The organism is Peribacillus sp. TE19612 (assembly GCF_056279465.1).
On sequence record NZ_JBWCCL010000003.1, the window covers coordinates 285670 to 311661 of the forward strand.

The 25992-nt window shown below is 42.3% G+C and carries 22 protein-coding genes and 1 pseudogene; 12 read left to right on the forward strand and 11 right to left on the reverse strand.

Translation table 11 applies throughout. From position 1 onward, the window contains the following. Positions 1–39: 39 nt before the first annotated feature. The 4 genes from ACZ9AO_RS07320 to ACZ9AO_RS07335 all read right to left on the reverse strand — a co-directional run bounded on the left by ACZ9AO_RS07320 (position 40) and on the right by ACZ9AO_RS07335 (position 4898). Positions 40–1371 (reverse strand): hemolysin family protein, encoded by a 1332-nt coding sequence (locus ACZ9AO_RS07320; protein ID WP_096339913.1) that lies wholly within the window; start codon positions 1369–1371, stop codon positions 40–42. Between the two features lie 274 nt (positions 1372–1645). Continuing rightward, positions 1646–2755 (reverse strand): sensor histidine kinase, encoded by a 1110-nt coding sequence (locus ACZ9AO_RS07325; RefSeq protein ID WP_034314825.1) that lies wholly within the window; start codon positions 2753–2755, stop codon positions 1646–1648. Positions 2756–2991: 236 nt separating this feature from the next. Next, positions 2992–3879 (reverse strand): cation diffusion facilitator family transporter, encoded by an 888-nt coding sequence (locus ACZ9AO_RS07330; protein WP_095390957.1) that lies wholly within the window; start codon positions 3877–3879, stop codon positions 2992–2994. A 494-nt stretch (positions 3880–4373) separates the two neighbouring features. Beyond that, positions 4374–4898, reverse strand: a complete 525-nt coding sequence (locus ACZ9AO_RS07335; RefSeq protein ID WP_251543547.1) for a universal stress protein — start codon at positions 4896–4898, stop codon at positions 4374–4376. 328 nt (positions 4899–5226) lie between these two features. On the opposite strand from ACZ9AO_RS07335, the gene ACZ9AO_RS07340 reads away from it, so the two are divergent. Next, positions 5227–7224 carry a transglycosylase domain-containing protein gene (locus ACZ9AO_RS07340; RefSeq protein ID WP_476108776.1) on the forward strand — a complete coding sequence of 666 codons (1998 nt, stop codon included), beginning with the start codon at positions 5227–5229 and terminating at the stop codon, positions 7222–7224. Between the two features lie 192 nt (positions 7225–7416). Here ACZ9AO_RS07340 and ACZ9AO_RS07345 read toward each other — a convergent pair whose 3' ends face one another. Beyond that, positions 7417–7725 carry a hypothetical protein gene (locus ACZ9AO_RS07345; RefSeq protein WP_476108777.1) on the reverse strand — a complete coding sequence of 103 codons (309 nt, stop codon included), beginning with the start codon at positions 7723–7725 and terminating at the stop codon, positions 7417–7419. Positions 7726–7920: 195 nt separating this feature from the next. Here ACZ9AO_RS07345 and iadA point away from each other — a divergent pair, with 195 nt between their 5' ends. The 6 genes from iadA to ACZ9AO_RS07375 all read left to right on the forward strand — a co-directional run bounded on the left by iadA (position 7921) and on the right by ACZ9AO_RS07375 (position 17118). Further along, positions 7921–9096, forward strand: a complete 1176-nt coding sequence (gene iadA, locus ACZ9AO_RS07350; RefSeq protein WP_476108778.1) for a beta-aspartyl-peptidase — start codon at positions 7921–7923, stop codon at positions 9094–9096. A 1466-nt stretch (positions 9097–10562) separates the two neighbouring features. After that, positions 10563–11675 carry a pyruvate dehydrogenase (acetyl-transferring) E1 component subunit alpha gene (pdhA, locus tag ACZ9AO_RS07355; RefSeq protein ID WP_289349231.1) on the forward strand — a complete coding sequence of 371 codons (1113 nt, stop codon included), beginning with the start codon at positions 10563–10565 and terminating at the stop codon, positions 11673–11675. Beyond that, on the forward strand, positions 11675–12658 hold the full coding sequence (locus ACZ9AO_RS07360; protein WP_251539038.1) for an alpha-ketoacid dehydrogenase subunit beta: 984 nt from the start codon (positions 11675–11677) through the stop codon (positions 12656–12658). The genes pdhA and ACZ9AO_RS07360 overlap by 1 nt, the downstream gene beginning before the upstream one ends. A 32-nt stretch (positions 12659–12690) precedes the next feature. Beyond that, positions 12691–13947, forward strand: coding sequence for a dihydrolipoamide acetyltransferase family protein (locus ACZ9AO_RS07365; RefSeq protein WP_476108779.1), 1257 nt, complete (start codon positions 12691–12693; stop codon positions 13945–13947). Then, positions 13948–15372, forward strand: a complete 1425-nt coding sequence (gene lpdA, locus ACZ9AO_RS07370; protein ID WP_476108780.1) for a dihydrolipoyl dehydrogenase — start codon at positions 13948–13950, stop codon at positions 15370–15372. It abuts the gene before it with no gap. Between the two features lie 366 nt (positions 15373–15738). Then, positions 15739–17118 (forward strand): amino acid permease, encoded by a 1380-nt coding sequence (locus tag ACZ9AO_RS07375; RefSeq protein ID WP_048687449.1) that lies wholly within the window; start codon positions 15739–15741, stop codon positions 17116–17118. A gap of 93 nt (positions 17119–17211) precedes the next feature. Here ACZ9AO_RS07375 and hisC read toward each other — a convergent pair whose 3' ends face one another. Beyond that, positions 17212–18324 carry a histidinol-phosphate transaminase gene (gene hisC, locus ACZ9AO_RS07380; protein ID WP_251538512.1) on the reverse strand — a complete coding sequence of 371 codons (1113 nt, stop codon included), beginning with the start codon at positions 18322–18324 and terminating at the stop codon, positions 17212–17214. 173 nt (positions 18325–18497) lie between these two features. On the opposite strand from hisC, the gene ACZ9AO_RS07385 reads away from it, so the two are divergent. Further along, a complete protein-coding gene (locus ACZ9AO_RS07385; protein WP_476108781.1) occupies positions 18498–18965 on the forward strand; it encodes an Lrp/AsnC family transcriptional regulator in 468 nt (155 codons plus the stop codon). A 115-nt stretch (positions 18966–19080) separates the two neighbouring features. On the opposite strand, the gene ACZ9AO_RS07390 is transcribed toward ACZ9AO_RS07385, so the two are convergent. After that, the gene (locus tag ACZ9AO_RS07390; RefSeq protein ID WP_251538513.1) at positions 19081–19479 is read right to left on the reverse strand and encodes a carboxymuconolactone decarboxylase family protein; all 399 of its coding nucleotides are present in this window, start codon (positions 19477–19479) and stop codon (positions 19081–19083) included. Between the two features lie 118 nt (positions 19480–19597). Here ACZ9AO_RS07390 and ACZ9AO_RS07395 point away from each other — a divergent pair, with 118 nt between their 5' ends. From ACZ9AO_RS07395 to ACZ9AO_RS07405, 3 genes and pseudogenes are all read left to right on the forward strand, one after another. Then, on the forward strand, positions 19598–20026 hold the full coding sequence (locus tag ACZ9AO_RS07395; RefSeq protein ID WP_048687443.1) for an Lrp/AsnC family transcriptional regulator: 429 nt from the start codon (positions 19598–19600) through the stop codon (positions 20024–20026). A 226-nt stretch (positions 20027–20252) separates the two neighbouring features. Continuing rightward, complete coding sequence (locus tag ACZ9AO_RS07400) at positions 20253–21185, forward strand: catalase family peroxidase (protein WP_251538514.1); 933 nt, start codon at positions 20253–20255, stop codon at positions 21183–21185. 306 nt (positions 21186–21491) lie between these two features. Next, positions 21492–21808: pseudogene (locus tag ACZ9AO_RS07405) on the forward strand (transposase); the annotation flags it as partial. 33 nt (positions 21809–21841) lie between these two features. On the opposite strand, the gene ACZ9AO_RS07410 reads toward ACZ9AO_RS07405, so the two are convergent. Together ACZ9AO_RS07410 and ACZ9AO_RS07415 are read right to left on the reverse strand one after the other, a co-directional pair. Continuing rightward, entirely contained in the window at positions 21842–23512 is a 1671-nt protein-coding gene (locus tag ACZ9AO_RS07410; protein WP_476108782.1) for an ABC1 kinase family protein, read from the reverse strand. Positions 23513–23526: 14 nt separating this feature from the next. Continuing rightward, the gene (locus ACZ9AO_RS07415; protein ID WP_251538531.1) at positions 23527–23829 is read right to left on the reverse strand and encodes a phasin family protein; all 303 of its coding nucleotides are present in this window, start codon (positions 23827–23829) and stop codon (positions 23527–23529) included. Between the two features lie 219 nt (positions 23830–24048). Between ACZ9AO_RS07415 and ACZ9AO_RS07420 the strand changes: the two genes are divergently transcribed. Beyond that, a complete protein-coding gene (locus tag ACZ9AO_RS07420) occupies positions 24049–24798 on the forward strand; it encodes an SDR family NAD(P)-dependent oxidoreductase (RefSeq protein ID WP_476108783.1) in 750 nt (249 codons plus the stop codon). 1 nt (position 24799) lies between these two features. Here the strand turns inward: ACZ9AO_RS07420 and ACZ9AO_RS07425 are convergent, their stop codons facing one another. Together ACZ9AO_RS07425 and ACZ9AO_RS07430 are read right to left on the reverse strand one after the other, a co-directional pair. Further along, complete coding sequence (locus ACZ9AO_RS07425; protein ID WP_476108784.1) at positions 24800–25006, reverse strand: hypothetical protein; 207 nt, start codon at positions 25004–25006, stop codon at positions 24800–24802. A gap of 88 nt (positions 25007–25094) precedes the next feature. Continuing rightward, positions 25095–25886 (reverse strand): TIGR00266 family protein, encoded by a 792-nt coding sequence (locus tag ACZ9AO_RS07430; protein ID WP_048687434.1) that lies wholly within the window; start codon positions 25884–25886, stop codon positions 25095–25097. Between the last annotated feature and the right edge of the window lie 106 nt (positions 25887–25992).

The following is a 25992-nucleotide window of genomic DNA, read 5'->3' on the forward strand; positions in this document are numbered from 1 at the left end:
GCCACGTAAAATAACCTTTTACGTGGCTGTTTTTGATCATTAACCTTGGGTAAGATCCTCTTCAAGAGGAAGATGTACGACCTTTTTTGTGACTTCGATGGAGCGGATGGCGTGATCTTCCATTTCAATCACTTTAAAGCAGAATCCGTCTTTTTCCATGATGTCCCCTACCTTCACATCATAGTTTTCCGTAAGGACCCATCCTCCTATCGTATCGACATCATCTTCTTCCAAGTGAATGCCAAGTAGATCATTCACTTCCTTTACAAGAAGTTTAGAGTCTAAAATATAATGTCCTTCTTTAATTTTCCTGATTGAGGCAACTTCATCGATATCGAATTCATCACGGATTTCCCCAACGATTTCCTCGAGGATATCCTCGACTGTGACAAGTCCGGAAGTTCCGCCGTATTCATCCATCAAAATAGCCATATGAATGCGTTCTTTTTGCATTTTTAACAGCAAATCGTGAATTGGTATATTTTCCATTACCCGAATGATCGGACGAGCGTAATTTTCAATCGCTTTGATATGGATTTCCCGGTTCTTGATAAGATCCGAAAAAACTTCCTTTAAGTTCACTAGGCCGATGACATGGTCTTTATCACCTTCGACAACAGGATATCGGGTGTATTTTTCCAATTTGGCCACATCGACGAATTCCTGTACCGTTTCATCCTTGGATATGGTCATGATTTCTGTCCGTGGAACCATGATTTCCTTGGCAACTCGATCATCGAATTCAAAGATGTTATTTACATATTTAAATTCCGACTGATTAATCTCCCCGCTTTTATAGCTATCTGACAGGATGAAACGCAATTCTTCTTCCGTATGGGCTATTTCGCTTTCGGATGCTGGCTTAAAGCCAAATAATCCGACAACGAATCGGGAAGAATGATTCAAGGCCCAGATGAAGGGAAAGGCTATCTTATGGAAAAAAATCAGCGGGCCGGCAATTGCCAAGGTCACTTGCTCAGCCTTTTGGATGGCAACCGTCTTTGGAGCCAATTCACCTACAACCACATTCAGGAACGTAATCAGGGAAAATGAAATGACAAATGTCAGAATGCTTGTAACTTCTTGTGGGATATTCAAGGCATTGAATAAGGGCCCAACCAATTTAAGGACGGTCGGTTGTCCTAGCCACCCCAGTCCAAGGGCAGTAACGGTAATTCCTAGCTGTGTCGCGGATAGGTATTCATCAAGATCGGATGTAACCTTCTTTGCCGCAATGGCTTTTTTGTTTCCTTCTTCAATCAGTTGATCGATCCTGGAGCTGCGAACCCTTATGATCGAAAATTCCGAAGCTACAAAAAAGGCTGTTAAAGCAATTAAAATAATGACAAATAAAAAACTTAATATGTCCAATTAGTGTGGGACTTTATTGAATCGTCAGATGTGCCGAACGATTTAATTATCCCAGTCACCTCCCAAAACCAATAATGAATGAAATGATATTAGTATATAAAATGTTAGATGGAAAAATAATTCGCTATCTTGTATGAAATCTGGTTTTTATTTTCAATCTATAGGATCATTCACCTCGATCAGTAGTGGAACCTTCCTATTAGTATAAGTAACTGGACGTCAATCAGTCAAAAATTTCACACTAAAAGCCTAAGGAAAAAAGGATATTTATCCATTATTTAGTTTTTAATTGTATGGAAAAGGTCGTTAGGAAATCGGTAGAGTGACAGGATAATGTTCCTTGATGCTTTAAAACGATTTCTTTACAGACGAATAATCCCAATCCCGTTCCTCTTTTTTTTGTGGTGATGAATGGCTCAAAAATATTCGGCAGGACGTCGTCAGGTATCTTCGGCCCATTATTCGATATATTTAAAGTAAGAATGCCGGGTGGCGATTCAGAGCCTGAAATGTAAATGGATGGGGAAGGCATCCCTGCAACCACATCAAGAGCATTTAATATAATATTTAGTAAAACCTGACGGAATTCTTCTTTAGAACCCGAAATTACGGCATCCTCGGCAATATTGCATGTAATGGAAGCATTAACTTCCAAAATGCTGGGATATAAAAATTCGATCACCTCATTCACAAGCTGAGCAATGGAAAATAGATCAGGTTGTGTTGTTGAAGTCTCCTTTTTGGAAATATTAAGAAATTGCGTGATCCGGTAATTGAGCTGATCCAATTCCTTTGAAATGATATCAAGGTACTTTATCTCAGGTTGTTCTGCCTGTAATAATTGTATGAATCCCATGATGGAAGTCAGTGGATTTCTGAATTCATGGACAAAGCTCGAGGTCATTTGGCCAAGGAGCGTCAAACGGTCTTTATGGTTTGGGCTTATGAATTGATAGCGTTCTTCAAGTTCCATCGTTTTCAATTCGGTATAATGGGATAATGCAAAATGAATGAGTTTATCGAAGTAAACGTTTACCCGTTTTATTAGAGCCGATATTTCTTCTTTGTGTGCTCCGGAATTCAAAATGTGCTCTATGATGACGGATCTCCCGATGGTTGCAGTGGAAAAGAAATTTTCCATATCCAATTGCTTAGTAACGCGATCAGCCGCAATTTTTTCCCCTACGACCTTCAGTACATCGTCTATGTCAGTATCCGATTTTCCAACCTGATCCATTAGCAAATTAAAAATATTTTCCACTTCTCCTTTAAAATACCCCAGATATCCGTCCGGTAAATGCAGCAACTCATCTTTCCATTTGGAAATGATACTGTTTTTTTGAGAAGATAAAAAGTGAATGGTCATTTCTCGATTAGATACCATTTTGCCCTCCATACTGTAGGAAAATGAATTTACTTTTGACCCAGAAAGTGCTTTATTTGAATAAAATTACAAAATATCAAAATAATTACAACTTGTTTTCATGATAACAGATTACTGTTCTTTTAACATGTGTCAATTGGATAAATATTCGGCAATCAATCAATAAATACCTTTTTTTGACACAGTTTTATTACAGTAATTACAGGAATAAATAACAAAAAAAGGTATCCGTAAAGTTAATGACGGTTACCTTTTTTATGAAATGCATATGGTTCGATGTGTACGATCACATGCTGGATATTATATTCCTTCAAAAGATTTTCTTCGATTCTAACTGTAATATCATGACCTTGAATGACGGTCAAAAGAGGGTTGACATGAACGGTAGTTTCGAGCAGGATTTCACTTCCGTGCATCCGGGCTTTAATTTCACTCATGTCTTTAACACCCTCTGTCAATATAATGGTTTGTCCGATCTTTTGCAGGAGCTGCTCGTCGAAACCATCGGTTAAAGAGATGGAAGCATCACGAAAGATATCCCAGGCCGTTTTGCATATGATGACCCCAACGACTGCTGCAGCTATCGCATCCAGCCAAGGGATTCCCATCTTAGTACCGATGATTCCAATGAAAGCACCAACACTGACAAGGGCATCGGAACGATTATCCTGAGCAACGGCATAGATGGAAGAGCTGTTGATTTTTTTACTTAATGTAAGGTTATAACGGTAGATTCCGTACATGAAGATTGCAGAGAATAGAGCGACATAACCGGTCAGCATACTGGGAACGGTTGTTGAATCTTGGTGAAAGAAGGATTCAATGGCACTGAATACAACCTGAAGGCCCACTGTGATCATGATGAAGGCAGCTACCAATGACGCTACGGTTTCCGCCCGTAAATGACCATATGAATGATTATCATCAGGAGGTCTCTTTGAAATTTTCAAACCAATCAAAACGGCTATGGAAGCGATGATGTCGGTCGTATTATTTAAACCATCAGCCCAAAGCCCTTTAGAATCACCGAAATAACCAAATGACAATTTAAGAGCAGACAAGAATATATAAGCGGCAATGCTTATGTAGGCGCCTTTTTCAGCTGATATCGAATGTTTATCCATGTCCATTCCCTCCCCAATGTAAATTAGGCTTAATAAAGATACCAAATCAAACCTTAGTGAGTCTATAGAAAAATTGTCATATTTAGCCATCTAACTTGGTTTTCAGCAGGTGTATTGAAAGTCTGTAAAGATGTTGGATAAACGAAATGATATTTACATGATGGTAAAATGTGAATTCGATGACATGTACAGTTTCTTTAATTCTCATTTAAAGAAACTAATAGTATATTCTAACCGTTGATCGAAAATTAAATACTTCCACAAGGGGAGCCTAAAGGCTGAGAGTGAACGGTTCTGATTCAGGCATTTTGAACCTGATAGTCAGCACTGATGCAGGATGTGGTTTGGGCAACAATTAGCAACCCGGTGTCTTTCGGCTGCTCCGAATGTAATACTGAAAAAATCCTATTAACAAAAAGGCCGGATTCTATATGAATCCGGCCTTTTTCGGAGAATGTATTACTCGAACCAATAGGGAAAAACCCGCTCATTCTTCATTTTGCAATGAATACCGAACATGGTGCGTTTTTCGCAATGGAACTACTTGTACTGCCAAGGAAGAATTTTTCCAAACCGCTTTTATCGCTATTGCCGACAACGATAAGATCAGCTGAAGTTCTCGCTGCAAAGTCACATACGCTATCTGGCGCATATCCTTCCAATAGTTCGAATTTTCCCGTCACTTGACATTCACTTAATAATCTCAACGTATTACTTTCTGCGTTCTGAATACTATTCTCGAGGGCGGAAGGGGTGTCATTTACCTTTTGATTTCTTGGCTGGTCAACTTCAACAACAGGATGTGTCTGGACTGGATCCACATAAAATCCGGCAGAGGGCACGAACCCCGGCGCGGAGGCGTTACCGATGATACGCTGTTCAACCTTATCATTTAGGACATGAACTACGGTCAACTCGGCTTTTGGAAAGGCCTTTTTCAATGTTGCTCCATATTCGACGGCCCGTTTACTCTCTTCATTTCCATCAAAAGCGACGACAATATGTTTTAAGTCCCTCATTAATATCATCTCTCCCCTTTTTAAGACCTTAAAGGTGTTATACCCACTTTTAAATGGCCTCACGCCTTTAATCTGTATATAGACTGCCATTTACGGGTAAAGGATAGATACGAGCATAGTTAAAATGGTAGGATGAAATCTGGTCCTTCAGTTAGTTGTCATGCTCAGACGATGAAGAAATATCATCAAGGGTGCCGATATCCGAGTATAGTACTACAAGAAAAGGGCGCCTAGCTTCGGCCTTTTATTCAATCGACGAGTTTTCTTTAATAAAAAGGGTAAAATATTTTTAATGAAACATGTCGCAGATGGGAAAATGGGGGTACAAATGAGAGGGTTAGTGAAATTAGGTCTAATTATAATATTGGCGATAGTGGTTTTAGGCGCCGGTTCACTATTGTATTTCAAGCAGGGTGCTGATATAAGTCATCTTGAAAATAAGCTTCAGCAACCGACAGGAATCTATGATCTGGATGGGAATCTTGCCAGTACGATCACGGCAAATAAATCCGAAGGTGTTGCGATAGATGAAATACCGGAACATATGAAACAAGCGGTGGTTTCCATTGAGGATCACCGTTTTTATGAACATCACGGCATAGATTATCAAGGGATTATGCGGGCTTTGGTTAAAAATGCGAAGGCTGGAAGTGTTGTTGAAGGCGGGAGCACGCTTACCCAGCAGCTTGTGAAAATCACGATGCTGGAATCGGATCGAACACTGAAGAGGAAGATAGAAGAGTTTTTTCTCGCCCAGGAAGTTGAAAATCAATATACAAAAGATGAAATCCTGGAAATGTATTTGAATCAAGTTTATTTTGGCCATGGGGCATGGGGAATCAAAAAGGCAGCAAATATTTATTTTTCCAAAGAGGTATCTGAATTGACCGTTGCCGAGGGAGCATTGCTGGCGGGAGTCATTAACTTGCCTTCCAAACTTGATCCATACAAGAATTTGGACGGTGCAGTGAAGCGGCGTGATTTGGTTCTTTCGAGAATGGCGGAACATGGTTATTTGACGAAAGATGAAGAAGCAGCTGCAAAAAAAGATTCGGTGACACTTCTTATGGGGGAGAAGGAAACCGATCCATTAAGAGGTAAGTATCCTTATTATGTCGATCATGTTTTATCGGAAGCATCGAGTAAATATGGAATTAAGCTTGAGGAGCTGCTTTCAAAGGGCTATAAAATTTACACGACTCTGGACCAATCCATGCAGCAGGCTACAGAAACCGTGTATGAGAATGCAGCTAATTTTCCAGTTGGAACGAGTACAGAAGAACTGGTTCAAAGCGGGTCTGTCCTCCTTGATCCTGAAACCGGCGGCATAAAAGCACTTGTCGGCGGGAGAGGTGAACATCAATTCATGGGATATAATCGGGCAACCCAGCTGACAAGGTCTCCTGGTTCATCCATTAAACCGCTTGTCGTTTACACGCCAGCTGTTGAAGAGGGATATGATATCACTGACCCTTTAAAGGATGAAAAAATGAGCTTCGGTGAATATGAGCCAACAAACCTGAGTGGTGAATATAAAGGAGAAGTCCCCATGTATGAAGCGGTTATGAATTCCTTGAATGTACCAACGGTTTGGCTATTGAATGAGATTGGCATCGATAAGGGGCTTGATTCACTTAAGCGGTTTGGGATTCCATATGACAAGGATGATCGAAACCTGTCGATCGCTTTAGGAGGGATGGAAAAAGGTGTGTCCCCGCTGCAGATGGCAGGAGCCTTTTCAGCTTTCGCAAACAAAGGTGAACGGATGGAAACCCATGCCATTGTAAGAATAGAAAATGCCGATGGAAAAGAAGTTGCCGCCTGGAAAGAGAAGAGCACCAAAGTGACCTCTGTAGGAGCCGTTGATAAAATGAATGCCATGCTGCTTGGAACAGTGGAATATGGCACAGCGAAAAACGCGGCAGTTTCCGGTTATGAAATAGCAGGTAAAACGGGTTCCACACAAGTACCCATCGAAGGAATATCAGGGGTTAAAGATCAATGGTTCATCGGTTATTCACCTTCGCTGGTCGGTGCTGTATGGGCTGGATATGATAAGACGGACAAAAATCATTATCTAACGACACACAGCAGTCAGGGAAGTGCACTCATCTTTCAAAAAATAATGTCGCAAGCGTTACAGAATCAAGCTGCTCAATCTTTTAAAGCTCAAGATATCGGTCCGCTTATAGCAGAACAGCAGGCTCTTATAGCTGAGCAACAGGAGAAGGAAGAAGAGGAGAAGAGGAGACAATATTGGATTGACAAAGGAAATGAAATACGGGAAGGCTTGAATAAATGGAGGGACTGGGAGGTTCCGTGGTGATTCCCAGGTCCGTTAGCATGATCAAGCCCTTCTAAATCAAATCAACAAAAAAAAAGACTGTCAATCATTGACAGTCTTTCATCATTCTTAAAAAATTAGATTTGCTATTATGCCAATCACGACGATTGCGCCTATCACCATTAAAATGGTTCTCATTTCTATACACCCTCTTCATAACGTAGTCGGAATCATTTAAATATTAACGGTTTGGTTCGATTGGAAAGCGAATGCACTTTCATCATTTTCTTTACAAATAGCCTGTACTTTTTCTAGCATAGCATGTACATTCTCGCCTTCAAGGATGACTTTCATTGTTGCACACTCTTGAAGAATGAGCACAAAGGATACGAAAGTCGAAAGTTTCTTGGCATCGACCAATTTATGGTTGCAGATAAAATATATATTTCCCTTAAATTCTTTTGTAACTTGATATAGGTTCATGATTTGTCGCATGGATAATCTTTTATTTGTTTGAATGTCAGAAGAAATCACTTTATTCATGTCGTTTACTCCTTTTGTTTTTATACTTTTGGAAAAGCATAATCAAGATGTCAATTCAGCTACAACGTTTAAAAATGAACAAGTATGTTTTGGACTTTTTTATGTAATTGTTAGCGGGTCATGTTGTATATTTACCCGAGTGAAAGATTTTGAAACCTATTTGAAAATTTCAATTTTTTAAGGGGGGAACGAACAATGCTCACACTTATTAAAAATGGGGAGCTTTATGGTCCGGAATATATGGGCCAAAAAGATATCCTCTTGGTTGGAAAGCAAATTGGCTTTATTGAGGACAAGATTGATGTACCTGCCAATTTCGTTGAAATGATAGTGATTGATGCGAGTGGTCAAATTGTGGCTCCGGGTTTTATAGATGCTCACGTACATATTATCGGCGGAGGCGGGGAAGGGGGCTTTAAAACGAGGACACCTGAAATCCAATTAACAGATGCCACTTTAGCGGGTATAACGACATTGGTAGGGGTCATCGGCACAGATGGAACGACAAGGACGATGCCTGCACTTCTCGCTAAAGCGAAAGCGCTTGAAGAAGAAGGAATTAGCTGCTTCGTTCAGACTGGTTCGTATCAAGTTCCAGTCAAGACGTTAACCGGTAAGATCGAGGATGATTTGATTCTTGTGGATAAAATTATTGGTGTTGGCGAAATAGCCATTGCCGATCACCGTTCTTCGCAGCCGACTGCAGCCGAACTCGCTAAGCTGGCCTCGCAGGCACGTAATGGAGGTCTGTTATCAGGGAAAAGCGGTATAGTAAACATACATGTCGGCGACAGTCTAGATCATTTGCATGTAATTGAAGAAGTTGTCGAAACAACGGAAATTCCGATCACTCAGTTCTACCCTACACATATAAACCGAAATCCGCATTTATTCAATGCAGGGGTGGAATATGCAAAAAAAGGGGGGTATATAGATTTTACGACAAGTACAATCCAGAAATTCCTCGAAGAAGGAGAGGTCAAAGCAAGTACAGCAATTAAAATGGCTCTAGAAGAAGGCGTTGAAATCGGACAGATCACCATAACTTCAGATGGGCAAGCCAGCCTGCCTGACTTCGATGGAAGCGGCAACCTGCGCGGTTTGAACATTGGTACATGCATGTCCTTATATGAATGTGTTGTCGATGCGGTCCTCGAGGATGGAGTGACAATTGCCGATGCCCTACGAGTTGTGACGGAAAACCCGGCAAACATTTTAAAGCTATCTGCAAAGGGAAAGCTTTCGGTAGGTAAGGACGCGGATATCATCATGATGAATCAACAAACTTTAGAAATAAATAGTGTTATCGCGATGGGGCAGATGATGGTCAAAGATGGCCATGCTGTCGTTAAAGGAACATTTGAAAAATAGACCTTTTCTACCTTTGGGTGCAATTCCCGTTGCGGGTCCTACCCCATCCTGAAATGCAAAAAGGGTAACATTGATCTAATTTCGGATCCCTGAAAGAGGGTATGTGTAATGATTTCAACTTCATACACTCGACTTCCGCGGGCGGGCGGGAGCCTCCTCGGCGCGCCTGCGGGGTCTCCCATGCCACGCTTTTCCCGCAGGAGTCTCGTACCTTCCGTTCCAATCACCTTTGTTTTAATTAGATAGAGCCCTTTTGTTTACCAACTAGATAATAATTGTTTGCCGACAGCTTTTTTGTGGGTTTGTAAAATGGGAACGTTGATTTCCACTCCAGGCACTCGCTTTCCGCGAGCGGGCGGGAGCCTCCTCTGCGCGCCTGCGGGGTCTCCCATGCCACGCTTTTCCCGCAGGAGTCTCGCGCCTTCCGTTCCAATCACCTTTGTGTTATTTTAAAAAAATGCTGGCTCGTCTTATTCCGAACCATGTTTAATTGACTAGTTTATCCTTCATGTTTTTTCTTGTACTCCTTAATGGATGGAAGAAATTTGCGACACTCCTGCCGAATAACTGGCTAGCCGAGACCCCACAGACGCTTGCGTCGAGTTGGCTTGGCAGGCAGTCGGCGGAAAGGGAGCGGATTTCTGAAATCATAAGCAATGTTTTCTAGAAAAAACTGCAGGCTGGTCTATTCCGAACCAAGTTTTAGACTAGTTTATCCTTTAAGTTTTTCACCTGTAATCCTCATTGGATGGAAGAAATATGCGATACTCCTGCCGAAAAACTGGCTAGCCGAGACCCCACAGACGCTTGGCAGGCAGTTGGCGGAAAGGGATGCGGATTTCTGAAATCAAAAGGAATGTTTTCTAGAAAAAACTGCAGGCTGGTCTATTCCGAACCAAGTTTTAGACTAGTTTATCCTTTAAGTTTTTCACCGGTAATCCTCATTGGATGAAAGAAATATGCGACACTCCTGCCGAAAAACTGGCTAGCCGAGGCCCCGCGGGCTCTTGCGTCGGGGAGGCTTTGCAGGCAGTCGGAGGACTGTTGAAAAAAACGTAGGCAACTGATTTCTTGGAGTTTTTATACAGCCTAAGACCCATATATTATATAATGGGTCTTTTTTGTGCTGGATACTTTTGGAATGAAGGTTCTAAATCTGTCGTGAGCATATCACATTTTGAAGGTAATCATTATGAAACTTCCCATTAAAGGCTCTCATTTTCAAAATGAAGGTGAAGTATCAGAAAACATCTTCTAAATAAAGGTAATATGTAAAAAATTCATTCTATTTAACATATTATTAAAAACATGGATGTATTATCCTTTTATATAAGGAAATGTAGTTTATGAAACAGCATTTAATCACAGACAGAAAGACCAATAAAAACATTTTGGGCTGTTATTTCATGACTGTTCAAAACCTAGGTAAGTTTGCGAAACAAATCTATCTTAAGGGGAGAAATGAAATGGAAAAGACGGGAAACCCAATAATGAAAGCGCATTCAAGCGGAGTTGAGCCGGAAATGTTTCGAGTATTGACTCCTGATGGGGAAATCATTGAAGCAATTGATGGAAAAATCGATAAATCACTTATGTTAAAGATGTATGAGAGCATGCTCCTGCTCAGAACATTTGACCGAAAATCAATTAATCTCCAGCGCCAAGGCAGGATCGGGACTTATGCACCTTTCGAAGGGCAGGAAGCGTCCCAAGCAGGAAGCGCTTTGGCATTGTCGGCAGGGGACTGGATGTTTCCCACATACCGTGATCATGGAGCAGCAATCATTCATGGACAGGAATTATACCGTGTTTTCCTATACTGGATGGCGCATTTTGATGGTTCGATTTGTCCAGAAGGAAAAAGGATATTGCCTCCAAGTGTTCCAATTGCGACTCAAATGGTTCATGCAGTTGGAACGGCTTGGGCAAGTAAGCTTAAAGGCGAAAAGAATGTTAGCATTGCCTATTTTGGAGATGGAGCGACTTCTGAAGGGGACTTTCATGAAGCACTGAATTTTGCCGGCGTTTATAAAACCCCGACAATCTTTTTCTGCCAAAATAATGGCTACGCAATCAGTGTCCCTTTTGAAAAGCAATCGGCATCAAAAACAATATCCCAGCGTGCTGCTGCTTATGACATCCATGGGGTGCGGGTGGATGGAAATGATATTTTTGCCGTATGGATGACTGTAAAGGAGGCTGTCGAAAGAGCGCTTAAAGGGGAAGGGCCTACATTAATCGAAGCCATTACCTTTCGCTATGGCGCCCATACTACTGCAGACAATCCGAACATATATCGCGATCAGGACGAAATTTCAACGTTCTGGAGGGAAAACCGCGATCCCATTACACGCCTTAGAAAGTATTTGAATAAAGAGGGTCATTGGAATGAAGAGCAGGAAGAATTGGTGTTAAAGCAATTCAACGAACTGATCGATGCTCACCTTAAAAAGGCCGAAGCGTATCCGAAATCCGACCCGCTCGAAATGTTTAACCATGTATATGCCGAGGAGTCATGGCATCTTAAGGAACAGAAGCAGGAATTGAACCAAATCTTAAGGAAAGGCGGGAAGAAATGATGGGCAAAAATTTAACGATGCTCCAGGCTATTACGGAAGCGCTGGACCAAATGCTGGGTCATGATGATCGCGTGATGATCTTGGGTGAGGATATTGGCGTGAATGGCGGGGTTTTTCGAGCGACGGAAGGACTTTATGAGAAGTTTGGAAAAGATCGAGTTGTGGATACGCCATTAGCTGAATCCGGAATCATCGGCTCTGCCATTGGTTTGGCTCTTAACGGAATGCTGCCCATAGTGGAGATCCAGTTTCTCGCCTTTATTTATCCGGGGTTCGAGCAGCTCGTTTCCCATGCTGCCCGTATGAGGTATCGTACTCGTGGGCAATTTGGGGTGCCCCTCGTAATCCGTACGCCATATGGTGCCGGAATCAGGGGTCCTGAACTTCATTCCGAAAGTGTCGAAACCTTCTTTGCCCATACTCCGGGTTTAAAGGTGGTTGCACCCAGTAATCCATATGACGCAAAAGGGCTGCTCATTTCAGCGCTCGAAGATCCAGATCCAGTGATTTTTTTGGAACCGACTAAATTGTATCGGGCTTTTAAGGAAGAAGTTCCAGACGAAATGTACCGAATACCAATCGGTCAAGCAAAAGTGGTCCAGGAGGGAAGCGACCTGACCATTTTTGCATGGGGGGCCATGTTAAGGGAGGCATTGAATGCCGCGAAAAAGATTGAAGCAGAAAAAGGCTGGAAGTGTGAAGTGGTCGATCTTAGAACTTTATACCCTTTAGATAGGGATTCGATCGTGCAATCCATTAAAAAGACAGGTCGTGCATTAATCGTCCATGAAGCCCACAAGACTGCCGGTCTAGGTGCGGAGATTATCTCCATCATTAATGATGAAGCTCTTATTTACCTGAAAGCGCCGATTAAGCGTGTAACAGGATTTGATGTACCGGTTCCGCCGTTTACAATAGAAGATCATTATTTACCGACTGTTGACCGTGTAAAAAAGGGAATTGTCGAAACGATATCATTTTAATGATTAAGGGAGAAGGAGAAGGAGGATGACGCATGATGGAATTTAAACTTCCTGATGTAGGGGAAGGGATGCATGAAGGGGAAATTATCCAATGGCTCATCAAGGAAGGGGATGCGGTAAAACAGGACCAACCCATTGTTGAGGTGCAAACGGATAAAGTCAATGCGGAATTGACAGCTCCGGCAGCGGGAGTGGTTAAGAAAATATTTTTTTCCGTAGGGGATATCGTGGAAGTGGGAACCACTATATTCACAATTCAGGAAGAGAACGATGTGTCAGTTCCGGATACAGGCATTAGTGAAGAAGAAAACCAAGTCGGGCAATCCGGTGATGTAAATGTCAATGCGCAGCATATTACGACTAAACACCATCATCAGGCAGTGCGTGCGCTGGCAACACCATTCGTGCGTCAAATGGCCAGGGAAATGAAGATTGATATCGAGAAGGTTAAAGGCTCCGGTCCGGCAGGGCGAATTACCGAAAGTGACTTGAAGCAGTTTAAAGAGAATGATTCAATTACACGGGAAAAGGCCAAACAGCATGATGACAAGACAGGTCAAGAGATGGCCCCGATAATAGGAAATGAGCGGGAAGAGCGGATTCCGCTTAAAGGCATTCGTAAAAAAATCGCTGAACATATGGTGAAGTCAGTTTCGACCATTCCTCATGTAACCCATGTAGATGAATTGGAAATGGACCGATTGAAGGAATTTAAAAATCAATTAAAGGAGTATTCAGATGATAAGGATATAAAATTGACTTTTTTGCCTTTTTTCGTTAAGGCCATTGTCATCGCCTTAAAGGAGTTCAAAACACTAAACGCTTCAATTGATGAAAGGACCAATGAAATCATCCTGAAAAATTATTATCATATTGGAATTGCGACGAATACAAACGAGGGTCTCATTGTTCCAGTGATCAAACATGCCGATCAAAAAACCATTTTCCAACTGGCTAATGAAATCAGGCAGCTGGCAGCTCAAGCCCGTGAAGGAAAGTTGAGTATTGATCAAATCACAGGCAGTACATTTACCATCAGCAATGTAGGACCTATCGGAGGGATGCACGCTACCCCGATCATTAACTATCCGGAAGCGGCCATATTAGCTTTGCATAAAATGGAACATCGCATGGTCGTTCGCGATTTGGAAGGTGTTATCCGGTTAATGATGAATATGTCTCTTTCTTTCGATCATCGTTTGATTGATGGGGTAACAGCGGTGCAATTCACCAATAAAATCAAGGAATTGCTGGAAAATCCAATTCGTTTAGTTGTGGAGATGAGATAAATGGTAGTAGGGGAAGTTGCTGTTGAGACGGATGTTGTCATCATGGGAGGAGGTCCGGGAGGATATGCTGCGGCTATCCGTCTCGGCCAGTTAGGAAAATCGGTCGTGCTGATTGAAAAGGATAAGCTGGGCGGGGTTTGCCTTAATCGGGGCTGTATACCTTCAAAAGCATTGATTCACGCAGCTGATCGATATCATGGGCTAAACGATTTAGGGAAAATGGGAATCCGGCTACCTCAGGAAGGAACCACTATGGACTTGGGAGTTTGGCAGGATTGGAAAGCGGGCATCACATCCCAGTTGGGGCAAGGTATTGCCCATTTGTGTAAGGAAAACGGAGTGACGGTGGTTAAAGGCCAAGCAACTTTTTTATCTGATGACCGCATTGGGGTTGAAACCGATGGCGATTTTGAAACCTACAGGTTTGAACAGGCAATTATTGCGACGGGGTCCAGGCCTTTCATTCCATCCTTCATTAAAGTCGATGGAGAATATATATTGGATTCAACATCATCTTTGCAGCTGAAGGAAGTTCCAGCAAGCTTGTCGATCATTGGCGGAGGATATATCGGAATCGAGCTGGGTATGGCATTTGCAAAGCTGGGTACTAAAGTGACCATCATTGAGATGGACAATCGCATACTCCCCCACGTTGCTGAAAACCTGGTAAAGGAAGTCGCCCGGAATGCCAAGAAGCTTGGGATCAATATCAAAACATCCTCTAGGGTAGAGAAAGCGAGTGTAGTGGATGGTCAAGTGCATCTTCTTGTTTCCTCGGAAGAACAGGGGACGGAAGCGGTCGTGAGCGAAAAGACCCTGGTTACAATTGGCAGGGTCCCTAACACTGAAGAAATTGGCCTGAATCGGGCTGGAGTGACGGTTGGCGAGAAAGGCCATATAGCAGTGGATATGGAATGCCGTACAAATGTACCGCACATCTTTGCCATCGGTGATACTACGCCTGGACCGGCTCTTGCCCATCGAGCTTCCAAACAGGGAATCGTGGCAGCTGAAGTAATAGCGGGGCTGCCAAGTGCCGTTGACTCGCCTTATGTTCCCTATGTAATCTTCTCGGAACCACAAATAGCTGGTGTTGGTTTAAGCCGTGAAGAAGCTGAACAACAGGGATACAGCGTCAAGGTTGGCAAATTTCCGTTCAGTGCCAACGGAAGGGCGCTTGCAACGAATGAAACGGAGGGATTTGCAGAAGTGATCGTGGATGCCGATAGCCATATATTGCTCGGAATGCATATGGTAGGTGCTGATGCTTCCAACCTTATAGGTGAAGGGGTCCTTGCCCTTGAGCTGGCGGCTCGGGTCGAAGATATAGCCCTCAGCATGCATCCTCATCCGACCTTGACCGAGGGGTGGCTGGAAGCGGCTGAGGCAGTTTTGGGACATGCAATTCACATCGTAAATAAATAGGAAAAGGTAAAGTAATGGGGATTACCAATGTAGTCCCCGATTAGAATGTTTTATCTTAATGGAGTCAAAAACCTGGTAATTGTCCCCGAAAGGCAAGGCTATCAGTAAATTCATTCCATTTCGAAAATCCGTCCCGGCGTTTGACCAAACAGGGGCCGTATTGGCCTGTAATGATTCCCTCTTGTAAAACCTTCGGCATATTGATATCATTTTTACTTTGGGGAAGTATAGAGTTTTCAATAAGGCTTTGGATCCTTCCACTCCTAAACCATAACGGTTGATGAGATAACATATCTATTCGCCATTCAACGATTGAAATGGGTTTAATTTATACGAGAAAATTATGGAATGAAGGAGGCAAATGTAATGGAGTCAAATGGTGGGTCATTGCAAAAGAAATTATTGCCAAGGCATATTAGCATGATGGCAATGGGAGGGGCAATAGGTACTGGGATTTTTAAAGGAAGTGCCGAAACCATATCGTTAGCAGGGCCAGGAGTCATATTCACTTATATCTTTGCAGGATTATTACTGCTTGTAGTCATGGGTGCTATAGCGGAAATGGCAATTGTCTATCCAAATACGAATATGAAAGGCTTCGTTCAGAAAGCATTCGGTAAGCGCTTTTCCTTCATCGTAGGCTGGATGTATTGTTTTATGTGGCTGTCCGTTTGTGTCATTGAGGTAGTGGTGGCAGGAAGCTTCTTGCAGTATTGGCTCCCGGCAATCCCGTTATGGATATTAAGTTTAGGGTGTACAGCTTTCATCATTGGAATTAACATGATGAATGTCAAAAATTATGGTGAATTCGAATTTTGGTTTGCCGGCATTAAAATTACAATGATCATCTTATTCATCATATTGGGAGCCTGTATTTTATTTGGAGTCATCCCAAGCGGCGGATCTAATTATCTGCAAAACTTCACAGGGCATGGAGGATTTTTCCCAAATGGGTGGATGTCCATCTTTTCGGCATTACTGATCGTCATGTTCTCCTATGGCGGTTCCGAGTTAATAGGGGTGACGGTAACGGAAGCAAAGGATGCAGAGCGCATTTTACCTAAGGTCATTAAAAACTATATTTGGAGAGTCGTATTATTCTTCACCTTACCGATACTTGTAATCTGCGGTTTGATTCCGTGGAATGAAATTGGCGACCAGGCAAGTCCGTTTGTACAAGTTTTGTCCATGTCAGGTTTTCAGGGATCTGCACATATCATGAATTTCATTTTGATTACGGCCGTCTTATCAGCTGCTAACTCTGGAATATATGGGTGTACCCGAATGCTGCATTCTTTAGCTGCAGAAGGGGAAGCTCCCAAGTCGTTCTCTTATGTATCAAAAAATGGCGTTCCCATGTACAGTTTGATATTAAGTGCAGGTGTATTGGTCGTCGGCTCCATGATTACTTTCGTTGCTCAGGACAAGGCATTTACTCTATTAATGGCGTTTCCGGGTTTTGTAGTATCACTTGTATGGATCAGCATCTGTTTAGCGCAGCTTAAACTTCGCAATTCATATCCCAAAGCTCCGAGTTTTAAATTATGGGGATTTCCATATGTAACCTTGTTTACCGTAATCACCTTAAGCATCATTTGTGTCACGTTCGTGTTCAGTGAACAGAATCGGATCAGTATCATTGCTTGCCTGATTGTGTTGGCTGCCTTAATCTCGATTTCGATTTTTAAATTTAAAAATGTGGACAAACAGGAAACACCTATAATAGAAAAGAATATCGCTAAATAAAATCCACGTAAAAAAAATACGACATGGGCAAAGGCGTCCATGTCGTATCTTTCATTACTGATCACTGATATTCTGCAACTTCATTTCGATTGGTCATGCTCCAGATGTTTTATTGATTATATGTTGTAAGGATGCTATGAATCTCTCGTTTTCAAGCGGAGTGCCGATGGTCACGCGGATAGTATTTTCATAGCCTAGCAAATGACCTGAACGGATGATGACACCCTGGATTAATAACTTCTCAAAAATGTCCCTGCCAGGCTGGTTCAATTCGACCATCAAGAAGTTGGCATGTGAAGGGAAGAATGTTAAACCCATCTTGCTTAGTTCATTTTCTAAATATCTTCTTCCTTCCTCATTCTTACGAACACAATTCTCAACAAATGGATCGTCGTCGAGGGAAGCGAATGCCGCAGCCTGTGCTAAACGATTGGTATTGAAGGGTTCCTTCACTTTAACTAGCTCTTGTATGATGGAGGCATCCATTAAACCGTATCCAATCCTTAAAGCAGCCAGTCCATAAATCTTTGAAAAGGTGCGTAAGATAACCAGATTTGAATGCATTTTGAGAAGCGGCAAGGTTTCTAAATATTCTGCATCATCGACATATTCATAGTATGCTTCATCAACGATCAGTAAAATATGTTTCGGCACCTTCTCGATAAAAGATCGTAACTTTTCTTTTTGAACGATCGTTCCTGTCGGATTATTGGGATTACAGACGAATATCATTCTCGTTTTTTCTGTTATGGCTTCATACATACCCTGGAGGTCATGTACACCATTGATAAGAGGAATCTTTACAGGTGTGCCGCCGTCAATCAATACATTCGTTTCATAGCGTGGAAAGGTCACATCAGCCATGATGACTTCATCATTTTGTTGGATATAGGTTCGTGTCAACAAACGTATCACTTCATCAGATCCATTGCCTAAAATGATATGATCTTTATCGATCTTCAATTTTCTTGCCAGCTTTTCAGCTAATGCAGGCGCCATACCTTCAGGATAAAAGGAGGTTTGCTCCATTTCGGCAAGCATGGCTTCTTTTGCTAGAGGTGAGTAACCGAATGGGTTCTCATTGGATGCCAATTTAACGATCGTTTCAAGACCAAGTTCACGTTGCACTTCTTCAATTGGCTTGCCGGAAACATATGGGCGAATGCTTTCGATGTTTTGTCGAACCGGGATTTTAGTAAAGGTCAATGCAGGTTCCTCCCTTTGGTAAATTCTGAATTTTCTTTTTCTATTTGATTATTTTAATGATAGAATATTAACTGTTAAAATTACATACAAAAAAGAATGTATTTTTCACTATCCATACAACATTTTAAAGAAATATATGCTTATATTCCTTCATTATGAAAGGCGGTTGCTTCATGGATGAAATAGATGTCAGTTTACTGGAACTTTTACAAAAAGATGGACGCATTACGATTAGTGAACTATCGAAGAAATTGGCTCTCAGTCGACCTAGCATCTCTGAACGAATGTACCGCCTGCAAGAAAAGGGGATCATTGAGGGGTTCAGCGCAAGGGTTTCCCCTTTGGCAATAGGAAGGGGTGTACTTGTGTTCATTCAGGTGAGTGAACTTAAGGTTCCTGTTACCGATTTTGAGCAATTAGTGAAAAATGATTTAGACATTATCGAGTGCCACCGTGTAACAGGAACAGTTGGATATTTTTTGAAAGCGGCTTTAGCTGATATGGACAGCATGAGATTACTGATAGATCGATTAATACCCTATGGACATCTGAATACATCTGTGGTTTTGACATCCCCGGTACCTTCCCGCTCCATTCTTCCAAGGATCAATGAAATGGAGGATAATGGTGCGAAATCCTAGGCGGTCATTCAACTGATGCTGATAAAGGATTCGGGTATCGTTCAAACTAATGAAGGGTAGGATTTAGGTTTTTTACAGAAAGGAACGAGGCGGAGGGCCTGTTCCTTTTTTGGTGTTATTGTAAATCCATCAAAGCCCCGAAATATTGCTGGGCGGTTGTAAAACAAATGAATGCCAATAGTTCAGAAATCTCTTCATCACTGAACACTTCCTTCAATACTTGGAAAAACTTTTCCTCCGTTTTTTCACGTTGCAAGAGAAATACTTCCGCAAAGGCAATTGCATAGCTTTCTTTCATATCTTCCGGCTTTAGCGGAGTCCCTTTTGCCTGACAGTATGAGCAGCCATTACCGTATGCCAGCACTCTTCTGACGTTTTCCTTCAATTTCTCCGAAAGTTTCCCATTTGCAGATATGCAATCTGAGAGGTCCGACCATTTATGCGAAATCTCTTCAGAATGAAATAATCTTTGGAATGGACTGGAGCCCTGTGATGAGTTTTTTATTCTTGTCATGAACATCTCTCCTTTGAGATAATCCTAATATAAAAATCCAGGAATTTTAATTCCGTTTGTAAAGTAATGCGGTTTAATAATGAATGAATGTAAAGAGAAGAAGGAGAATAATTTAAAAATGAAAATAGATGAGAAAGACCAGAGCATCCTTGCCGAATTAACGTTGAATAGCCGAATCTCCATGAGGGAATTGGCAAAGAAAGTAAACCTCTCGGCCCCCACCGTTGCCGAACGGGTACGGCAAATGGAGTCGTTCGGAATCATTAAAGGGTATGTTGCCGAGATTGATCATAAAAAGATAGGTTTTCCAATTGAGTGTATCGTGGAAGCTACGATAAAAAATGGGGAATATGAGAAATTCAAAAAGTATATCTCCAAGGTGCCGAATGTTGACTTTTGTTATCGAATTGCCGGGCAGGCTTGCTTTATGCTGAAAATCCACACTCAGAGCCTTGAAGAAGTGGAGGAATTCATCAATCGGACCATTCCTTTTGCGGCAACCGTTACCCATGTGATCCTTTCACAGGTGGAGCCGGAACAGGAATGAGTATTTTTATAATGGAAGAAAAAGAGATCTGTATATGCTGATCATTTTGAACGGTTCTAGAATTAATGGATAAAATCACGTGTCCATAAAGATATGACATATGTTTGCAGCGCCAGGTATTTTTTTTTGCAATCAATGCTTTCGGTGATTCAAGAAAGAATAAGCTAATGGAATAAGGGGTACATGTAATAATGAATTATAATCTGAAAAGGTGGGGTGAGGTATCATGGAAGGAACCGACGACTACAAACCTAGACTGGCCAGGGAAGCAGTAAATGTGATTGAAAATGTAGCAGGAACACATCCTGGTTATCGACGTGTGCATGCAAGGGGATATGTTTATGAGGGGGTTTTTACCCCAAACGGAAAAGCGTCCCCCTTAACGGTGGCTTCGCATCTACAGGATGAAGCCGTGCCGGTGATCATTCGGTTTTCAAATAGCTCACCGATTCCAAGCCATCCTGATGCCATTTCCCCTGTAAAGGGCATGGCAGTCAAGTTTCATTTGCCGAATGGAAAGGTGTCAGATCTTATTACTGTGACCATTCCGTTATTCTTTGCGAAAACCCCGCAAGCGTTTGTTGATATTGCTGGCTTTTTCCAATCTGCAAAGGAAGGTTTCCCCAATCTGAAAGAGCTTGCAAAAATCCTGTGGAAATACCCTGAAAGCAAGGCAAGCTTGCAAATGCTTAAAGAAATGCGTTCTCCAGCCAGTTTTTCAACGTGCCAATATTACTCCATTCACGCATTCTATTTCATTAACAAGGAAGGAAGGCGGCAGGCAATCAAGTACGAGTGGGTGCCAGATGCGGGCCTTAGTATGTTAGAAAAAAGGGAGGTGGCCGAGCATTCGCCGGAGTATCTGGAAGAAGAAATGGAAAAGAGGCTTAAAGAAGGACCGGTGGGCTTTAAATTGAACATCCAAATAGGAGGGGAAAATGACCCGACTGACGATCCGACTACAGCTTGGTCGGAAGATAAACAGGTAATCACGATAGGGCATTTAATGATCTCCAAAAAATTGGAAGTGTGTAAAGATACTTTATTGTTTGATCCGACCAATATTCCTGAAGGAATCGAATGCTCGGAAGACCAGATCTTGCATTTTCGCCATGGTGCGTATGCCGTTTCATATGAACGTCGGATAAAAAACCAATGAATCAAATCAAGAAAAGGGAACCCCCTTACCAAAGGGGAATGTAGACAAACTCGATGAAAATCGAGTTTGTCTATTTTTATGGCTTGTACAATTTGGACGTTGATTGGAACGTAGGGCACTCGCTTTCCGCGGGCGGTCGGTGAGCCTCCTCGCTTTCGCCTGCGGGGTCTCCCCTAGACGCGCTTTTCCCGCAGGAGTCTCGTACCTTCCGTTCCAATCAACTTTGTTTTACCTTTTTGATAGAACATTTTTGCCTAGAGTCATATTTGTTTTAAAATAGAAGTATTAAAACCTGAGGTGATGAGGATGCTTTCTAAACATGATTCTATTCAGCGGGATCAACTTGAAATGATTACTTTAGATCAACTGGTGCCAGCGCAACTTAGTTCTTAAAATGGAGCCTGCCATTGACTTCTCTTTCATTTATGATTTGGAGGCATGTATTCAGAGGTAGAAGGCCCAAGTATTGATCCAGTTATATTAGTTAAACTGACTTTCATTCAATATAGCTTCGGAATTCGTTCAATGCGTAAAACAATTGAAGAAGTTGAAACAAATATGGCTTACCGCTGGTTTTTAGGCTATGGTTTCCATGATAAAGTGCCTCCTACTCCACGTTCGGGATGAGACCAATCTGAATTCCATTTTAAGAAGTTTTACATTTTTCCGGATCTGAAAATAGTGTAGAGCATGAGTAAGAACATCAGGGTTGCAACGACAAAACCAATTTCGATAACCGGTATCTTCCAAAGGATCAAGGTTTCCCCGCCTATTGCAGAGCCGATAATGAGACCGACCATGATTATGCTGAATGCAAGCAGGATGATACTGAACGACAGCCGGTTCGAGATTTGATCAAGCTTATGTAAAAAAACTTGAAGTTCGGGAATGTTGATATCGAGCCGCAATTTCCCTTTTTTAATGATACCTGTCACTTCCCTGATATCCTTGGGCAATTCGGCAATGGCTTCAGCAGACTCGATGAATTGATTCCAGGCGTTCTTCGCAATGTTTTTTGGGTTGTAGCGTTCTTTAAAAAGCCTTTCCCCAAAAGGTTCAGCTGCCTTCATGATGCTGAAATTAGGATCTAATCCTTCGACGATGGCCTCCATGGTAAGCAGAGCCTTGCCGAGCATCGTGAATTCGGGTGGGATTTGGACTTGGTGCCGATTGGCAACCGTGAACAGGTCATTGACTGCTCCGCCTAAGCTGATTTGGCTCAATGGGATATCATAATATTTATTTCGCAGTTCATCAATATCCCCCCTTAATGGGGCCATATCGATTTCATCCGTCAAGAGACCCATATCTGAAAGCGTCTTGATCAATCCATTGGTGCTTCCGCGTTTCAGATTGATGACAAGTGAGGCGAACTGATATTTCGTTTCTTCCTCCAGACGTCCCACCATTCCGAAATCCATGAGTGCGACGACATTCCCTGGCAATATGATGATATTGCCAGGGTGGGGATCACCGTGGTAAAAGCCATCGATCAATATTTGATGAAGCATGGAGTTCGCTAATCTTTCCGCGATTTGCCGGCGATCATAACCTTCCTCATCAAGCTGTTTATAATGATTGATCTTAATTCCCTGAATGAAATCCATTGTCAGGACCCTTTTTGTGGAAAACTCCCAATGGATCCTTGGTACCTTAAACCCTTGATCATCGGTGAATTGCTTGGCTATTCTTTCCCCGTTTCGACCCTCGGAGTTATAATCAAGTTCTGCGCGGAGTGATTTAGCGAATTCATCAATCATTTTTCTGATTTGGTAGCGTCTTGCCCAAGATATGCGTGCTTCCATAAGTCTTGCCAAATCATCGAGAATTTCCAAATCCGTTTCCACAGTCGGCAGAATATCTGGCCGCTGCACTTTGATTGCGACGACTTCCATTGATGGAAGCCGAGCCGTATGGACCTGTCCAATCGAAGCGGTCGCCAGTGGGGTTTCATTAAATTCAAGGAAAATGTTTTCCAAAGAATCACCCAATTCGGCTTCGACAATTTTACGGACCCTATCAAATGGAAAGGGGGTGACCTGGTCCTGTAGCTTTTCAAGCTCGCGGACGATTTCGTCAGGAACGAAATCACGCCTCGTACTTGCAATCTGACCAAGTTTAATGAATGTAGGTCCCAAGCTTTGTAATATCGTATGCAGTCGCTCTCCGATTGAGCGGAGGTTCAGGTTTTCATCGGGTTGGAGTTTCGATCCCGCTTTACTCTCGGATAATCCCAGGCGATAGATGAAGTAACCAAACCCATTTTTCAAGAAGGCATTAATGATTTCTTGGTAACGATGTGCGTGTTTCAGTCGCTTGCGAAACATTCAAGTACCTCCTTTCACGGTTGTAAGTTTTGGTTCTGTTTCTCCAAAATTACGATACGGCGCTCCAATTCCTCGACTTCTTCTTTAGTTGCCAAGTTTAGGCCATTGAGGGCTTGATTGACTTTGGCCTTGACGGAATCATCCAGCTGCTTTTGGGCTTGCTCCCCTTTTTCGACCCATTGCTTAATAAGGACCTTGGAGTCTTCTTTGCTGATATCGCCTTTTTTGACAAGAGAGTCCACCGTTTTTTCAATTTGCTCTTTTGTAGCAGCGGCAGCACCTAATCCTAAAGAAAACACATTTTTTAATAAGTCCATTTTTACATTCCTCCAATATAAATTTTTACACTGTAAGAAAGATAATAGCGGATGCCTTTCACTCTGGTTCATTCTTGTTGTTACCATCTATCATACATCACTTTAGGGCAGCTACAAAAATATAAGGGTCCTGCAGGTTATTGATGAAAGGAAATTGTTTAAAGTGAAGCGAATTGGATATTATGATAGGGACAAATCTGTGAAAGTGAGGATGGAATAATGGGTTTCAAAAATAAAACGGTGATTGTAACAGGCGCTTCGAATGGGATAGGGAGAGGCGTGGCAAAGGGATATGCAGAAAGCGGGGCTTCAGTCGTTCTCGCAGATCTGGCAGAGCGGGAAGGACTTCTGTGTGTGGAAGAGCTCAAAAGTAACGGTCATGAAGCCATGTTCGTCAAAACGGATGTACGCAAGGAAGCTGACATCCATCATTTGATGGATGTAACTCTAAAAACATATAAGACCATTGATATATTAATCAATAATGCAGGAAAGGCATTATTCAAATCGCTTTATGATCTGACGATTGAGGAATGGGACGATATGATGAATACGAATTTGCGCAGTGTTTTCCTTTGTTCCCGGGCCGCGGCAGAATCGATGCGGAAAAATGAAATGGGAGGTGCAATCATCAATATAGCATCAACCAGAGCGATGATGTCTGAGCCTGATTCGGAATCCTATGCAGCAACCAAAGGAGGGATCAAAGCACTGACACATGCACTTGCCGCTTCTTTGGGCAAAGAGAAAATTACGGTCAATTCGATTTCTCCGGGGTGGATTGAAACGGGAGATTATGAATCGCTGAGGGATAAAGATCACCAGCAGCATTTTTCCAATCGGGTTGGCAAACCGGACGATATTGCAAGGGCCTGTCTTTATTTGACGGCAACGGAAAATAATTTCGTTACGGGTGAGGATCTTATCGTCGATGGAGGCATGACAAGAAAAATGATGTACGAGGAGTAACTCATTTTTTTCGGCAGAGATATTGCAGTTCAGTCCCGAGCTCACGGTTGAGCAGATGTTCCATTTCTTCAAGCTCTTTTATGCCGATAGGGGCATCGGCAGCTGTCCAGTGAACGGTATAAACAAAATAGTAATCTCTTATTTTTCGGAAAATAACAGGCGAATTCGGGAATTGATCAAAAATTGCCCTGATATTATAGCGTCTCATGTAGGACCACTTAACAAGCTGCATGTAGCTACCCATCCTTTTTAAAAGAGATCAATGACTGCCAGGATGGCAGCCATTGGTCCGGTTCTTATTTATCGTTGAATAAATTGAATAAGCCTCTAGCTACGCTGCCTTCTTCGGATGATCCTCCATTTTGCGGGGCTGCAGCAAATACACGGCTGGCAAGCCGGCTGAATGGCAAAGATTGCACCCAGACTGTTCCGGGTCCTTTTAATGTTGCAAAGAATAAACCTTCGCCGCCGAACAAAGCGGTTTTCACGCCTTTTACAGTTTCAATATTATAATCTACCCCGCTAGTCATTGCTACTAAACATCCTGTATCGACACGTAAGATCTCTCCTGCAGCCAATTCTTTTTTATGGATCGTGCCGCCGGCATGAACGAAGGTCATTCCATCTCCTTCAAGTTTTTGCATGATGAACCCTTCACCGCCAAAGAAGCCTGCCCCTATCTTTCTTTGAAACTCGATTCCGACTGAAACGCCTTTCGCTGCCGCCAGGAACGCGTCTTTTTGACATATGATTTTCCCGCCCAGCTCGCTTAAATCCATCGGGATGATTTTACCTGGATATGGCGATGCGAATGAAACGTGTTTTTTATCTCGTCCTTCATTCGTAAAAGCCGTCATGAAAAGACTCTCACCAGTAAGTAGCCGTTTCCCGGCCCCGAATAGCTTACCCATCATTCCGCTGTCACCATTTGAAGACCCATCACCAAAGATGGTTTCCATCTTGATTTGATCTTCCATCATCATTAAGCTTCCAGCCTCGGCAATCACCGTTTCCTGAGGATCCAATTCCACTTCAACAAACTGCATGTCATCTCCATATAATTTAAAATCTATTTCATGGTTATTCATTTTCCATTCCTCCTATCAATCTTATTTTCATTGTAAAAGATAAACTCTTAACCTGCCAATATTTTTCAGTTTTCTGCTGTAGTTTATATATTTTTTGTTTTCAAGG